Genomic DNA, 14560 nt, shown 5'->3' on the forward strand with positions numbered 1-14560 from the left:
CATTCTAGTTGAATACGCTTCTGCCATTTATAATAAAGGAAAGGTTACTTGATTTGCTGTAGATCGTCATTTAATTTTTTAGACTCATTCTTAAAGTACAAATAGAAAGCCGTCCACATGATACTGTAGGATACAAGAGCAATAGCGAGAAAGATCAGTATGTTCGCTACGCCAGGCTGAATCCAACCAATTCCATATGCCAAAATAAAGTAGACTACCATCACGGTGAAAAAGTGTAAGGCTGTTTGTTGAGGGAGCTTGAGGGAATGAATTTCAAAATAAAGTGGAGTGACCGTAAACAACCATCCACAGAAAATCGCTCCTAATGAGTTTGTTACAAAAAGATTAGAGTCAAGCGTGGTTTGATCACCTATGAAAATAACTCCATAAGTTAGTAAAACAGCTAAAAACCCTCCGAAAAATAATCCAACCATACTTCTAAACATAAATGTTTTCATTTATTTTGCCCTCCTGTTCATTTTCAGAACTTCTTTTATTTTGCCTACATAATGTCTCGAAGCATATTCTTTCTTACCAGATTGAAAGTGTACAGCGAGCGTGCCGTTAAATGATGGTTCAAAGTGGCTGATTTCATGTAGATTAGCAATAACGGACTTCGACAGCCGGATAAATATATTGATTGGCAAACTTTCTTCTAGCTCATACAATTTCTCTTTCACTTTAAAAACCCCTTGAGATGTCGTAGCCATTACTTGATCTCCTTCTGAATGGAAAGAGTGCACTGTATTTGGTTTTAAAATGTGCTGTTGCTCGCCTTTTTTACCTACAATAAATTCGGTTTTCTGGGTACTTAGAAAATCTAAAATCTCTTTAATCGAATAATCCATTTCTCTACAGTGAATTGTTACGCTCGTTTCTTCATACTTCCGATTAACATCGAGTGAAATTTTCACTTGTTCACATCCTTTGTTTTGCGGCTTTCTTAAGATTAGTATAGATCTGGAAAAGCAGGATGTCATTCGAATAAAGGTAAGACGTCACATTGTTAGGGTGAGATGCATTTCGTGTAGTTTCTGTTGCGAGTTAATGTTCAAAGAAAAGCTTGCCAACAACTTAGGGTTTTGAAATAATTGGGAGTGTTTTTTCTGATATACAAAGGGAGGAAGACCGTTGAAAAGACCGATAGGCGTCACCCTCATTAGCGACTTCTATTTGTTTGGAGCGGTGGTTTTATGGCTTACCGCCATTTTTTATGACGCAGATGCTAATATGGTTGGGGTTGCGGAACGATTTGGCTTACCAAAAGCTCCAGAAAGGTTGATGAGGGTAATCGTCGCTCTTACTTCACTAGTTTTGGTGTATGGATACATCAGGCTCACCATTTGGGGTTACTGGTTCATGATCGCTTATTCCGTAATCTTTGGATGTATTAGTGCTTTCCTCGTTTCAACCCCATCTCCGCAACCATTCCTCGGAAATATGATTTTTTCAATAATCGTTTTGATTTATACGCTATACGTTAGAAAATCGTTTCAACAAACGTCCACACATGGAACGTAAATTGCAACGTCTAAGACCAGTAGAAAATGAGAGAAGGTGAATACAGGGATGATCTTGATTGTATTTATCTTTATCTTTATTTTATTCTGGTCTTTAACGAAAACCATCGAGAAAGTTGGATCGAAAATAACGGATCAGCTACAGGTGCAAAATGACTTGCTAAGAAAAGTAGAAAGTAAACTAGAAGCAAAGAGTGATGAGGGTTCCGAACTTTAACGATCCACAACGTGATAAGAAAAGAGGAGGGGTTACTTGAAAAGGCACTTCTTTCCCGTCATCTTCATCCTTTTTACTGTACTACTGTTAGTCAGTTGTTCAGACGATTTAAACGTCCCTACAGTTGAGGACAATACAGCTGAACAGGAAGGACGATTGTCTCGAGACGATGCTGAAGTTCTCATCTATCATCAGTTAACAAGTGAGGAACAACAGACATACACCGTTGATTATGTGAAAGAAGCACAGTCGTTATACTACATTAAGGTGTATGACCGTCAACAAAAGGTCATAAAGACATTTACCGTAAATTCTCAGACTGAGGAAGTTAATCAAATGGATTAAAGGGATTGTCCAAGAAAATTCCCCCTTTAATTGTAAAAGGGGGAGGTAGTTATGAAAAAAATTCTTATTTGCTTAAAAAGCGTTTAATACCAGCTACCGCATAATCATGGTCCATCTGAGGTGTTAGGCCGGCTACAGTTACTGTCCCAATGACACCAATACCATTTATACGGATTGGAAGGGAACCACCAATAGCTTGATAGTTTTCAACTGGTAAAAGAGAGTGTTCCTGATGAGTAAGGCCACTTTCTTCAAAACGGGCAGCGATAAATTGCGTGCTGTGGTTATAATGATCGACGACATTTTTCTTACGATACAACCATTTCACGTTTTCTTCTGAAGTGCCGTCCATTAAGTGAGTGAAGAGGGGAATTCGGTTGCGTTCAATATGAACAGCGACTGATTTTCCCTTTTCTTTTGCATAGTTTACTAGCTCAAGCCCTAGCTGTAATGCATCTTCATTTGTAAATTGAGTGAAAACCAATTCTTCTTCAAGTTTGAGTAGTTGTTCTGTATTCATCTTATCGAAACTCCTTTTAAAATAAATTTTGTTTTTTGTCGAGTTTATAATTGAGTACGGCAAGGAAGAAGGCCATTAATACCATAGCCGCTCCAATCCATGCCGTATCAAGGTAAGTCATATAATCAACAGCAAGTGCTCCAAGAGCGGATCCGCCTGCGATGCCTACATTAAATGCAGAAATATTAAGGGCGGAAGCAATGTCCTTCGCTGAAGGAACTAATTTTTCAGCAAGTGTCACGATATATGCTTGTACTCCAGGTGAGGACATGAATGCAAATAATCCGAGAATGACAACGGATAGATAGCTCAGTGCCTTGTTTGGTAATAAAACCATTTGAAGAAGTAGCACAATCATCTGAAAGAAAAAGACATAGCGAAGGGCTTTTACAGGGTGATTGTTTGATAGTTTACCGCCAATGATGTTTCCTGCTGCTACGGCTACACCATAGATCAAAAGCATCCATACGATCATTTCTGATGATATGCCACTTACATTTTCCAAAATAGGAGAAAGATACGTAAAGAGAGCGAACGTTCCTCCAAAACCGAGTGATGTCATAAGCAGAGCGAGTAAGATTCTTGGGTTTGTAATAAGTTGCCCTACATCTTTCAAAGTTGGTGCACTTCGTTCACGCTCGATTCGTTCAACGGCGAATAAGTTAATGAGTAGGCCAATGAGTCCTAATACTGCAACGGCTAAGAAAGTTGCTCTCCAGCCAAAAGCTTGACCAACAAATGTCCCAAAAGGTACCCCAACAATCGTAGCGACTGTAAGACCGGTAAACATAATGGAAATCGCTGAACCTTTTTTATTTTCGGGAACAATTTCCGTCGCGACCGTAGCTGCAATCGCAAAGAACACGCCATGCGCCACCGCTGTTATCACACGTGAGAAAAGCAATAATTCATATGAATGGGACATACTTGATAACCCGTTACCTAATATAAAAATCATCATTAAGATTATTAACAGACCTTTTTTCGGTAGTTTACTAGTAAGCGTCGTAACGATTGGCGTTCCAATCGCAATCGCTGCCGCATATCCAGAGACAAGCGTACCTGCTTTTGTAACGGATATACGGAGATCATCGGCTACCGTTTGTAGTAATCCGACGATCACAAACTCTGTTGTTCCGATGGCAAAAGCACTAACGGCCAATGAGAGTAAGGCAATCATGGCTTTAGTTGACATCGACTTCATGAGAGATCCTCCTTATGCTTCTAAAAGTTGAGTGATTTTCTTGCTGCATGTGACCACTTTCTTGCTGAATGTTTTGTCCTGCTGTTTTGGCATTCGACTTGTTGGAGCAGACAGGCCAACGGAAGCAATGACTTCTCCATTACGATAAATCGGAGCTGCAATACAGCGTAAGCCAAGTTCTGTTTCTTCGTCATCAACGGCAAAGCCTTGATCTTGAATGGCTTTTAGATGATAAAGAAAGAGCTGTTCATCATCAAAGGTGTTTTCAGTGTTTTTCTTTAACTGAAGCTGACGAAGAAATCTTTGTTTCATATCGCTATCAAGAAAAGCTAGGATGGCTTTTCCAAGCGCACTTCCATGAGCTGGATCGTGTTCACCTATATGAGAATGAATCCTCATCGTATGGGTACCATTCACAATTTGAGTGGTGACGACATCGGTTCCGTCAAGAATACCAATATAGACTGTTTCTCCAAGTTCCTGGCTAAGGTCATGAAGGGGAGGAACTGAAACCCAGTCGACTTGAGGATCATGTTCCTGCTTCGCGCCGTCTATTTTTTCGGCAATGTAGTAATGGCTTCCTTTTTTCACGATATAGTGCATATTCTCTAGTGTATAAAGCAAACGAAACGTCGTCGTTTTGTTCCAGTTGAAGTGATGCATCACTTCAACAAACGTTAATCCATCGTTTTCTATCAGTAGATCAAGAATTTGCAATCCTTTTTTCAACGTTGAAACTTCATATTGACTCATGAGTCCGTGCCTCCTTTGCACATGAATCATCATAATGCGGGATGAATAGGAGATCAAATAATGAAAAAGTGTTTCGTTATTTGAAACTAAAAAGTTGGTAGGCATCATCAACTGACGTTTTAGACCGATAAATACGAGAAGTGATCCTAGCCGCTATTGGGTAAAGTGGGGTCTGTTCAACAAAACGAAGGCCACCTTATCACTTGATGGACAAGGTGGCTCTCATTATTTCTTCTCTTTTTTGTTCGCTCGATCTTCTTCCTCTGTTTCTAACATGCCGTAATCGCCGTTCATTGCCTGTTCATCTAAATCAGCACCATATTCATTCGTGAATTTGTTCAAATTGTTCTGTTTGATTTCATTTTTGTTTGGTGTCTTTATTTCCATGATACTCACCTCCAATGATTAGGTTGGCTTATCATGGAAAAAAGTATGCGTAGGGAAGGTGGACGCAGAGGTATTTTATTGAGCAAAAAAGCGCCTTCCCCTTAAAAGGAAAGGGAAAAGCGCTGCGGATTATTGATAATTAATGATCGCTGGGTTCGGATCAAGCTGAAGTACTTCTTCAGGTGTTAAAACCGGCTTATCTTTATTATAGAAAATTTTAAACCCGCCGTATTGAACAGGCTCATTCCGGACAAATTTACGGTAGAGTGACATTTTCGTTCCATAATCACCATACCCATCGAAATTAAGGGCAACTTCTACGTTGTCAGTTGGCTTGATTTCCTGCTTGTTTGTCACAGCGTGGTCTGTAAACTGATGAACAAGTACAATTTTGTCAGGTAAGTTATTTTCTTCTACAAATTTAGAAACATAGTCTACGACTTCCTGAACTTCAGAACCATCGACACTTCCTAGATCGATGCCAGGTGTTTGGCCTTCTTTGACATGGAACTCCGTATCAATGGCAACGTGGACGTAAGGAAGCTTGAGCCATTTTTCAAGAAGCTGTACTTGATGAAGAGCAGTGTCACGACCAAGCTGAACATCTAGCAAGAGAATGGCATTATGTTTCTTTGCAAGCTCAGCGTATTCATCAATATCTTCTTCTGAAGTCATGTGGTAGTACTTTCCATTTGGGCCAGGGTCACGCTGAGCGATCGTTGTAATTAACTCAATCGTAGGAATAGCAGGACGGTCTGGATCAGCATCAGAATAAGCTTGAGTTTGTTCTTTTAATTTCGTCATTAGTGCTTCAGGTTCCATCTCGCCGAGAATCCCCATTTTAGTGGAGTTTGGCTGTCCATAATAAGCAACAAGGCGATAATCTTTTAGAATACCGTCTGTTTCATCAGTTGTGCCTTCCATCAACGTCTCGCCAACGGGTGTCTTTCTTGTACGATCTTCGCCGTGTGCTTCGACAACAGGCATATTCGCTAATTCTTCTTCGGTCATTGTTTCCTCAAGGGGCTTAGCGTCTTCAGATGGCGCTAGTGCTTCAAAAGGTTGAGCCGCTTCTTTTTGTTCCTGCTTGTTTTCACTTTCTTTGCTTTCATCTTCTTTCGCTGCTTCTTGGTCTGTTTTTTCATCGGTTTGCTCGTTTGTTGATGCGGAGTTCGAACAAGCTGTCACCAAAGCGACCAAAGCAACGAGAAGGAAAAGGAATAATTTCCTCATGATGTTCACTTCCTTATGTAAGTTAATGAGATTCATAGTTTTGTCAAAATGACTTTCTCATTCTAACATAAGAAAAGAAACACCGAGCGAAATGAGACGATGAAAAGGGGAAAAGAGGTAATCAGTACTAGTTTATTGAAGAAAAGCTGTCATCACGCTCCATTATCCGTAAATTGAGTGCAACGTAGTCATATGAAAAAGAAGCAATGGAGACGTCTCCATTGCTTCAAGATAACTCGTTTTTTTCGTTGAAATACTCCATAATCATTCGTCTATGGCTACCAACCATCTGAGCAGGGAGATTAGTAGAAGAGAAGGTTTCAAATGCTAAGCTTTCCGGTGTTAAGGTGAGCTCTCCTTCATATTCACTCGTGACATAAGCGGTTGTGACGGAATAGAACTCATCCCCATTATCCGCTTTTGTGAAAAATTCCTCTCCGGAATAAAGCTTGAAGAGCGCGAGGTTTCGAATCGTTAAGCCAGTTTCTTCAAAAGACTCTCTTATGGCGGTTTCCTCAGTCGATTCACCTGGCTCCATTAGCCCGCCTGGTAATCCCCATCGCTTTCTTCGTTCGTTCCGTTGCTGGAGAAGAATCTCCTCTTTATCGTTTAAAATTAAAGCGACAGCGCCAACTAAAATGAGAGGTCGTTGCCCAACGAGCTCACGGATTTCTTTCAAATAATTCATTTTGATCGCTCCTTATCTTCTTTCCTATTATAGAGGAAGATCTCTTTTGGAGAAAATGAGTATGGCAACAGCATACAGCACTGTACCTAGCAAAAATAAGAATGTGGCTGTTGGCCAGACGTCAACAGAACCTCTCGCAATCTCAACAGGGCGAAACGTTGAGAAGAGAGAAAGATTTACCATCCAATCCAGCTTATCACTCATTTTCCCGACTAAATCCATTCCATAAAAGACGATTGTGAGTAAACCTGAAAGCCCAAGAGCCTGTCGCTCATCATTTAACATTGCAGAGAATAAAAACGAGTAGCCTGAAATAACGAAGAATAATAGAATGCCGACAAGGTTAACATTCATAAACGTCATTGCTTCAAAAGGTTTATCTTCAATTAAAATTTCTGTCCCAATGACTCCTGCAAAAGCGGTCGTTAATCCGATAATGAGAAGTCCTGTGATAAGCACAAGTGCCTGAGTAAAGGCGATTTTTTTTCGGGAGTTCGGCGTGGCAAGAATATAAGCCATTGAGCCTCGATCAATGTGACGAGCCATTAGTTGAGACGCTGTCATTAAGCAGAAAATCGACAAAATCACCACATACAGTAACCCATAATATTCACCTGCGATAAAGTCACTTACATGTTGAAAGCCGCCCTCCATCCCAAAGGCCGCAAGAAAGCTTTCAGGCATCGACTCCATTAATTCATTTAATCCAGGTGCATCTGCAATCGAAGGATAAATGCCGATGATTAACAGAAGATAGAGAGCAGAACCAATTGCATAGCTAGAAATTGATTTGGCATGAACCTTTAACATCTTTGCATATAACGTGATGTTCATGATGGGTTCGCCTCCCTGTCGTAATAGTTCAGAAAGACTTCTTCAAGGTTTTGTTCATGAATATCAATATTTCGAATTTGATAATCTCCTAAAGCATGAATAAATTGATTGTAATCTCCCTGTACAGCAATTTCAGCACGGTTCTCGGTGACTGAAATAACGTCAAGTTTACTTTGTTTTATGAGCTTAGCTTCTTCCTCGCTTGCAAACGTCACATCAAAGAGGCGACGCTGTTTTTGCTGGAGGTCATGAATATTTTCGACGACAACAATTTTGCCATCTTTAATAATCGCAGCTCGATCACACGTACGTTCAATTTCTGAAAAGCTATGAGAAGACATGAGAAATGTGGTGCCTTTTTCCTTCTGTTCCGTTACAATTTCAATGAAAATACGCTGCATAAGTGGATCGAGGCCAGATGTCGGTTCATCTAGAATAATGACTTCTGGTTCATGCATAAAAGCTGCCACGATACCGACTTTTTGCTTCATCCCCTTTGACATCTTACGAATCGGTGTTTTTACATCGAACTGGAGACGATGAATGAGCTCGTCGCGATAGTTTGTATGCTTCATCCCTCGCATACCACCGACAAGTTTAAGAAATGCCATGCCATCCATGCCATCAAGAAAAGAAATTTCACCAGGAAGATAACCAATCTTTTCTTGGATCTTAGCGGCATCTTTCCATGTATCCATCCCATTTATCGACGCTGAGCCTTTTGAAGGTTTCATAAATCCCATCAGGTGACGAATCGTTGTGGATTTCCCAGCACCGTTCGGTCCAAGAAATCCAAATACTTCTCCTTTTGGAATGGAGAAAGTAACGTCAAAAATTCCTTTTCCATTTGAAAATTTTTTGGTTAAGCCGTTTAATTCGATCATTGAGGTTCCCCCTCAGTCAAATTTTGAACTATTATTTAATATATATTTCATTTTCATCATAAATGACTGCACGGAAATAATCAATATTTATTGAACTTAAATTTAATAAATAGTTCAATAAATGCTATACTAAGAGTGGTGATGAAAATGAATGGATTTGAATTACGAAAACAACAAAAGCGTAAAGATATTATGAACGCTGCTTTTACGTTATTTAATAAAGAAGGCGTTAAAAAAGTGAAAATCAGTGACATCGCGAGGTATGCGGGTGTATCTCAGGTCACGATTTACAATCATTTCACTAGTAAGGAAGAGCTTGTGCGAGCGGTGATGAAGGAGTACATGCATCAACAGTTTCAAATATTTAAAGAGAGTGTCGAGGAAGAGCGTACGTTCGCTGAATTGGTTGAGTTAATTGTTTTTGAGAAACATAAAGCTGTGCAGAGTCTGGACCCATCACTACTTCAAGAGATGCTAACGGCAGACGAAGAACTGAAAGAGTATGTAGATCATTTCTACCGAACGCAAACCCTTCCGCTGTTCGTTCAGCTCCTTGAAAGGGCACGTGAGCGTGGAGAAATTAATACTTCACTTTCAATGGAATCGATTATGTTTTATCTTAATGCCCTAAAAACAGAGGTACAGCGAGTTCCAGCGAAAACCTGGTCAGAGCGAAAAGACTTTTTGGACGACGTCCTGCAATTATTCTTTTATGGTTTAAGTGGTGGCCCTCCGTCAGATAGGAATGAATCTGAATAATCATTCATAAACTGAAATGTGTGTTAATTTTCACAAAATTTTAATAGTTTGTTAACTTATCTAACGTATTCCTGTTGTATAATGAGATCATGCAGAGGGAAAGTTGGTGAATTTTGTTGAAAAAGCTGAAAAAATTAACTTTTAAACAGCTCGTTGATCAAAATAAAGCAGAACTTCTTAAAAATGAAAAAGAACTTGCTGAGATAGAAAAACGAATTGATAATCGCCACGTATAAATGAAAGAAAACAGTCGTCATGCGGCTGTTTTTTTGCATTGCAAAGAGATGGCCCTTTCTTATGCTAAACTGAAGGAAGGAGGGATTAGATGGGGAAATTAATTAGCGTAAATGTTGGTAAACCCGTTGAAACGACTTATAAAGGAAAGTCGATTTCTACTGGTATCTACAAACAGCCTGTTCGAGAATCAGTTTACGTCTCAAAAGTTCAAGTCCAAGGGGATGGCCAGGCAGATCTCGTCCATCATGGTGGCTCAGAAAAAGCGATTTGTGTTTATCCCGTTGAACATTATGAGTACTGGGAAAAGAAACTTGGATGTGAATTACAGGCAGGCGCATTTGGTGAGAACTTCACAGTGTCCGGGCTAGATGAGAAAGAAGCGCGGATTGGAGATATTTATCAAATCGGTGGTATAAAAGCTCAGGTTAGTTTACCAAGACAGCCTTGCTTTAAGCTCGCAAAAAAGTTTGAAGTTGAGGATATGCACTTATTTGTGATGGAAAATGGGTACAGCGGGTATTATCTAAGAGTATTAGAAGAGGGGCATGTCACTGCTCAGGATGACATTATACTTGAACATCGACCTGACCATGATGTGACAGTTTCATTGATTAACCGGGTTACGTATAAGGATCGAACAGATCGCATAGGACTTGAGAAGGCGCTACTTGCCAAAGAACTTAATGAGAGCTGGTATCATAAATTAAGCAAACAGCTAAGCGCGCTCGATTAGCGCGCTTTTACTTTTTAGCCATCCGGTAGTAAAAAACGATCAGCATAATGATCGTAACGAAGGTAACCGTGTATTTGATTATCTGCATAAATTCCATCGATTTCTCCTCATTTAAAAAGCCGGAACCAAATGGATCCAGCTCTTCTGAATGCTAAACAACTTTTTCTTTTAATGCTTTTCCAGGTTTAAACGCAGGTGTCTTAGATGCTTGAATTTGAATTTCTTCGCCAGTTTGTGGATTGCGACCTTTACGAGCAGAGCGTTCTCTCACTTCAAAGTTACCAAATCCAACAAGCTGCACCTTTTCACCTTTAGCAAGTGCTTCGGCAATCGTATCCATTAAGGTGTCTACCACTCTGGCAGTATCTTTCTTTGACATTGCTGCACGTTCCGCAACAGTCGATAAAAGTTCCGCTTTATTCATCATGTTTCATCCTTTCTTATATTGCTAGTTTTAATGCTATGGCTCTATTTTTACCAGTCTATAGCTGTTTTATACGTCTACAATCAAATAAAAAAGAGATTCTCATCGAATCTCGCGTTAACGTTTTAATAGTTGGATAGTTGTTTGTACTCTTTTTCAAGGTCCGTTAGTGTACAGTGATAGAGATGATGATCAGCGGTGGAATAGGCTCCTGCCTCAATAAGCTTTGAGATGTAGTAGTTTCTGCGCTGCTCTAGTGCTTTTCTAAGCTGATTGGTTTCCATCAGCACACCCTCCTTAACATTTTTATTCCCAGTATGTCCGGGTGCTACGCGTTTTAATCACAATCAGATGTGACGGATTAGTGATAAAAGATGCGGGGAGAACAATCGAGATAAATAATGGAGAAAAGAGATGATAGTCAATGGATGAAGAACAAATCATACGTGCAATTGAAGCGATTCAATGGGATTACGAAGAAGCTCTTGTACCTGAATCTATTCACTATATTCAAAATGATGACCTCGTGATGATTAAAAATAATAAATCAACTAGCGTCTATGCGAATAAAGTTGTTCGATATCATCGAAGCGTCCAAGAAGTAAAAGATGTTATCGCTTATTTTGGGGGAAGTCCATTATCGTGGTGGGTGCGATCAAGCTCTGATTCTAGTGAACTTGAAAAGCATCTCCTCACATTAGGATTTCAGCATTACGATACATATAGAGGTTTAGCGAAGAAGCTAACAGAAGAAGAAACGGCTATGTCGGACTTTACGTTTAGAGAAGTGAATACAGAAGAAGACGTGCAAGCGCATGTTGAAGTAGCAGCGAAGATCTGGGGATATGACGATGAAGCGATCCAGGCTGCCGTTACTGAGCGAGCATCTTACCTTCAATTCCCTGATCGAAGAGGCGGATACACGATTGCCCTCGGTAACAATAAGCCCATAGGTTATTCGAATTATCGCTATAGCAAGGATGGGGAGGTACTCTATTTAAACGGAGCGGGTGTTCTACCTGAACATAGAGGGAAAGGCATCTATCGTAGTTTGTTAGCAGATCGTCTAATTGAAGCGAGAAAAAGAGGATGTGAGCTAGCGGTGACGCAGGCAAGGATTGGGACGTCGGAACCCATTCTCCGTAGATCTGGTTTTAGTGAATATGCGACTTATAAACAATATGTGCGAGAATAGAAAACCACAAATTATGAAGAAACTGTAAATCAGATTGTTTTTGTGTAAAAGGGAAGGATACAAAAGAAAAAATCGGGAATAGCTTAAGGCGAAGGGACATATATTCGCCTTCTTATACTTTCGTTAAAAGGAGCTGTTCTGTTGTTGAAAACCTTTGTTCTAGACACCAATATTCTTTTGCATGATGCCCATTCACTCTTTCAGTTTGGAGACAACCACGTTGTCGTCCCAGCGATTGTCATTGAAGAAATCGATTCTAAGAAGAGATTAATGAATGAGGTAGGTCGAAATGCACGAGAATTTAGCAGAATGTATAAGAAACTGCGAGACACAAACAAAGGATTGCTCGATGAACCGATTCCGCTTGACTCCGGAGGAACATTTCGAATTGAGTTGAATCATCGCTCTTTTGACAAATTACGAAATGAATTTAGTGAAGATTCAAATGATAACCGCATCATTGCAGTAGCAATTAATTTAAGTACGGATTCAATAGGCGATGTCGTCCTCGTTTCAAATGATACGTTAATGATTGCAAAAGCAGATGCGCTAAAGAAATCACTTGATTTACCTGCATTTTATCCAGAACTATATGAGAATGATCGACTCATTGATCATGTAGAGAGGCTTCATCGAGGATACCATGAAATTCTTGTGCCTCCTGAAGTGATTGACTCTCTTTACAAGAACGGGGAACTCTCGATAGAGATTTTGCGAGAGTATTCGACCGATGAAGTTTATAGTCAAGATTTTATCCTTTTAAAAGATCTGTTTGGCAGCAGCCATTCTGGAATTGGAAGAGTGGTGATTCACGATCAGAAATTAGTGATACAAGGACTGAGTCGAGAAAGTGAACATATTTGGGGGGTGCTGCCAAAAAATGTCCAGCAGCGCATGCTCATGGAGCTATTGATGGACAAAAACGTATCCCTCGTCTGTGCGACAGGAAAAGCTGGTACGGGGAAAACCTTGCTTGCCCTTGCTGCTGGACTTAGCCAGACAGAGGATGAACAACATTACCAAAAGCTCCTGGTCTCAAAGCCTGTCGTACCAGTTGGCAATGATATTGGCTTTTTACCCGGTGAAAAAGAAGAAAAGCTTAGACCGTGGATTCAGCCAATCTATGACAATTTGGAATTTTTATTCGATGCAAAGAACGAAGAGGAATTAAATCATATACTATCAGGACTGAGGACTCTAAAGGTTGAAGCATTAACATACATAAGAGGGAGAAGCATTCCAAATCAATTTGTGATTATTGATGAAGTACAAAACTTATCACCGCATGAAGTGAAAACGATTCTAACACGGGTTGGAGAAGGAACAAAAATCGTTCTAATTGGTGACCCTGAACAAATTGATCATCCTTACCTTGACTCTGTAAATAATGGCTTAACTTTTGCGGTTGAGCGATTAAAGCAAGAGGATGAAGTTGGCATTATTCATTTAACGAGTACAGAGCGAAGTAAGCTTGCAGAAATAGCGGCGCGACTTCTCTAGTACAAAAGAATGATTTCTCTATAAAATGGAAATGGGAAAATAGACCATATGGAACTAGACAAACCTCGAGTTTTTATCAGATAATTCAGGTAAAAGAGAGGGGCGTTGTACATGAGCGAAGTTAGACTAATCCCATTCGAAGTAAATGCGGTCGTTAAAGAAGCGGGAATTCTGCCCGACGGAGTGGAAATGGTCCAAGCTCCAGCCATATGGGAGGAATCCGGAAAAGGAAAGGGAAGAATCATTGCCGTTATCGACACCGGTTGTCAGATTGATCATCCTGATCTACAATCCCGCATCATCGGTGGTAAGAATTTCACAAAAGATTTCGGTGGAGATGCAGATCGTTACGATGATAATAATGGCCACGGGACGCATGTAGCAGGAACAATTGCGGCGACAAACGGAGAAAAAGGTGTTCAAGGTGTGGCGCCAGATTCGAAGTTATTAATTGTAAAAGTACTGAATGAAGCGGGGAGCGGTTCTTATCAATCGATCATTAATGGGATTCGCTATGCGATCGATTGGAAGGGACCAGATGGTGAGCGCGTCAATGTTATTTCAATGTCTCTTGGTGGACCATCAAATGTTCCTGAATTATATGAAGCAATTAAAGATGCGGTTAATCAAAATATATCGGTCGTGTGCGCAGCAGGGAATGAAGGAGATGGCAGAGAAGACACATCTGAGTATGCTTATCCAGGGGCTTATAATGAAGTCATTGAAGTAGGTGCAGCCTCTTTCCAACGTATGCTTGCACCGTTTTCGAATACGAATAACGAAATTGATTTAATTGCACCAGGAGTTGATATTCTCTCGACTTATCCAGGCGGAGAGTATGCCGTCCTTTCGGGCACATCCATGGCAGCTCCACACGTATCTGGTGCACTTGCTCTTCTAATGAACGTAGCGGAGAAAGAATTTAAACGAACGCTAAGTGAAGCCGAGATTTATTCACAGCTAATTAAGAGAACGGTGCCCATAGGATGTTCGAAGCAAGCGGAAGGGAATGGGCTCCTCGCCCTGAATTTAGTGAATCAACTCGAATCCCTTTTTAATATTTATACGACTACATGGAGCCAAACTGAAGTAAAAGCGGAAAAAGTGGTTAAATCATAAGAGACTTA

The 14560-nt window shown here is 40.3% G+C and carries 21 protein-coding genes; 9 read left to right on the plus strand and 12 right to left on the minus strand.

The window, feature by feature from the left end:
- Positions 1 to 44: 44 nt before the first annotated feature.
- Together PQ578_RS03655 and PQ578_RS03660 are read right to left on the minus strand one after the other, a co-directional pair.
- The gene (locus PQ578_RS03655) at positions 45 to 458 is read right to left on the minus strand and encodes a DUF3021 domain-containing protein (protein WP_273832240.1); all 414 of its coding nucleotides are present in this window, start codon (positions 456 to 458) and stop codon (positions 45 to 47) included.
- Positions 459 to 914, minus strand: coding sequence for a LytTR family DNA-binding domain-containing protein (locus PQ578_RS03660; RefSeq protein WP_273832241.1), 456 nt, complete (start codon positions 912 to 914; stop codon positions 459 to 461).
- A 217-nt stretch (positions 915 to 1131) separates the two neighbouring features.
- Here PQ578_RS03660 and PQ578_RS03665 point away from each other — a divergent pair, with 217 nt between their 5' ends.
- Genes PQ578_RS03665 through PQ578_RS03675 form a run of 3 tightly spaced genes read left to right on the plus strand, consistent with a single transcriptional unit; the run spans position 1132 to position 2082 of the window.
- The gene (locus PQ578_RS03665) at positions 1132 to 1521 is read left to right on the plus strand and encodes a hypothetical protein (protein ID WP_273832242.1); all 390 of its coding nucleotides are present in this window, start codon (positions 1132 to 1134) and stop codon (positions 1519 to 1521) included.
- 48 nt (positions 1522 to 1569) lie between these two features.
- Positions 1570 to 1737, plus strand: a complete 168-nt coding sequence (locus tag PQ578_RS03670; RefSeq protein WP_273832243.1) for a hypothetical protein — start codon at positions 1570 to 1572, stop codon at positions 1735 to 1737.
- Between the two features lie 36 nt (positions 1738 to 1773).
- Positions 1774 to 2082, plus strand: coding sequence for a hypothetical protein (locus PQ578_RS03675; protein WP_273832244.1), 309 nt, complete (start codon positions 1774 to 1776; stop codon positions 2080 to 2082).
- A 64-nt stretch (positions 2083 to 2146) separates the two neighbouring features.
- Here PQ578_RS03675 and PQ578_RS03680 read toward each other — a convergent pair whose 3' ends face one another.
- From PQ578_RS03680 to PQ578_RS03715, 8 genes are all read right to left on the minus strand, one after another.
- Positions 2147 to 2602, minus strand: a complete 456-nt coding sequence (locus tag PQ578_RS03680; RefSeq protein WP_273832245.1) for a heme-binding protein — start codon at positions 2600 to 2602, stop codon at positions 2147 to 2149.
- 16 nt (positions 2603 to 2618) lie between these two features.
- The gene (locus tag PQ578_RS03685; RefSeq protein ID WP_273832246.1) at positions 2619 to 3806 is read right to left on the minus strand and encodes an MFS transporter; all 1188 of its coding nucleotides are present in this window, start codon (positions 3804 to 3806) and stop codon (positions 2619 to 2621) included.
- 12 nt (positions 3807 to 3818) lie between these two features.
- A complete protein-coding gene (locus PQ578_RS03690) occupies positions 3819 to 4559 on the minus strand; it encodes an IclR family transcriptional regulator (protein WP_273832247.1) in 741 nt (246 codons plus the stop codon).
- Positions 4560 to 4784: 225 nt separating this feature from the next.
- Positions 4785 to 4946 carry a DUF4021 domain-containing protein gene (locus PQ578_RS03695; RefSeq protein ID WP_273832248.1) on the minus strand — a complete coding sequence of 54 codons (162 nt, stop codon included), beginning with the start codon at positions 4944 to 4946 and terminating at the stop codon, positions 4785 to 4787.
- Positions 4947 to 5075: 129 nt separating this feature from the next.
- Positions 5076 to 6179, minus strand: a complete 1104-nt coding sequence (locus PQ578_RS03700; RefSeq protein WP_273832249.1) for a hypothetical protein — start codon at positions 6177 to 6179, stop codon at positions 5076 to 5078.
- Positions 6180 to 6405: 226 nt separating this feature from the next.
- The gene (locus PQ578_RS03705; RefSeq protein WP_273832250.1) at positions 6406 to 6867 is read right to left on the minus strand and encodes an NUDIX hydrolase; all 462 of its coding nucleotides are present in this window, start codon (positions 6865 to 6867) and stop codon (positions 6406 to 6408) included.
- A 27-nt stretch (positions 6868 to 6894) separates the two neighbouring features.
- Positions 6895 to 7701 (minus strand): ABC transporter permease subunit, encoded by an 807-nt coding sequence (locus PQ578_RS03710; protein ID WP_273832251.1) that lies wholly within the window; start codon positions 7699 to 7701, stop codon positions 6895 to 6897.
- The gene (locus tag PQ578_RS03715; RefSeq protein WP_273832252.1) at positions 7698 to 8585 is read right to left on the minus strand and encodes an ABC transporter ATP-binding protein; all 888 of its coding nucleotides are present in this window, start codon (positions 8583 to 8585) and stop codon (positions 7698 to 7700) included. The genes PQ578_RS03710 and PQ578_RS03715 overlap by 4 nt, the downstream gene beginning before the upstream one ends.
- Positions 8586 to 8732: 147 nt before the next feature.
- On the opposite strand from PQ578_RS03715, the gene PQ578_RS03720 reads away from it, so the two are divergent.
- The 3 genes from PQ578_RS03720 to PQ578_RS03730 all read left to right on the plus strand — a co-directional run bounded on the left by PQ578_RS03720 (position 8733) and on the right by PQ578_RS03730 (position 10314).
- Positions 8733 to 9344 (plus strand): TetR/AcrR family transcriptional regulator, encoded by a 612-nt coding sequence (locus tag PQ578_RS03720; RefSeq protein ID WP_273832253.1) that lies wholly within the window; start codon positions 8733 to 8735, stop codon positions 9342 to 9344.
- Positions 9345 to 9460: 116 nt separating this feature from the next.
- Positions 9461 to 9580: an FbpB family small basic protein gene (locus PQ578_RS03725; protein WP_370314259.1), complete on the plus strand. Its 120-nt coding sequence runs from the start codon at positions 9461 to 9463 to the stop codon at positions 9578 to 9580.
- An 89-nt stretch (positions 9581 to 9669) separates the two neighbouring features.
- Positions 9670 to 10314 (plus strand): MOSC domain-containing protein, encoded by a 645-nt coding sequence (locus PQ578_RS03730; RefSeq protein WP_273832254.1) that lies wholly within the window; start codon positions 9670 to 9672, stop codon positions 10312 to 10314.
- A 151-nt stretch (positions 10315 to 10465) separates the two neighbouring features.
- On the opposite strand, the gene PQ578_RS03735 is transcribed toward PQ578_RS03730, so the two are convergent.
- On the minus strand, positions 10466 to 10738 hold the full coding sequence (locus PQ578_RS03735; RefSeq protein WP_098444903.1) for an HU family DNA-binding protein: 273 nt from the start codon (positions 10736 to 10738) through the stop codon (positions 10466 to 10468).
- Between the two features lie 125 nt (positions 10739 to 10863).
- Positions 10864 to 11022 carry a Fur-regulated basic protein FbpA gene (locus PQ578_RS03740; protein WP_098444902.1) on the minus strand — a complete coding sequence of 53 codons (159 nt, stop codon included), beginning with the start codon at positions 11020 to 11022 and terminating at the stop codon, positions 10864 to 10866.
- Between the two features lie 140 nt (positions 11023 to 11162).
- On the opposite strand from PQ578_RS03740, the gene PQ578_RS03745 reads away from it, so the two are divergent.
- The 3 genes from PQ578_RS03745 (at position 11163) to PQ578_RS03755 (ending at position 14552) form a co-directional block, all read left to right on the plus strand.
- Complete coding sequence (locus PQ578_RS03745; RefSeq protein WP_273832255.1) at positions 11163 to 11933, plus strand: GNAT family N-acetyltransferase; 771 nt, start codon at positions 11163 to 11165, stop codon at positions 11931 to 11933.
- Positions 11934 to 12071: 138 nt separating this feature from the next.
- The gene (locus tag PQ578_RS03750) at positions 12072 to 13433 is read left to right on the plus strand and encodes a PhoH family protein (protein WP_273833255.1); all 1362 of its coding nucleotides are present in this window, start codon (positions 12072 to 12074) and stop codon (positions 13431 to 13433) included.
- Between the two features lie 111 nt (positions 13434 to 13544).
- Entirely contained in the window at positions 13545 to 14552 is a 1008-nt protein-coding gene (locus PQ578_RS03755) for a S8 family peptidase (RefSeq protein WP_273832256.1), read from the plus strand.
- The last annotated feature ends 8 nt before the right edge of the window (positions 14553 to 14560 follow it).

Source organism: Guptibacillus sedimenti (genome assembly GCF_028610665.1).
Lineage (GTDB): Bacteria > Bacillota > Bacilli > Bacillales > Guptibacillaceae > Guptibacillus > Guptibacillus sedimenti.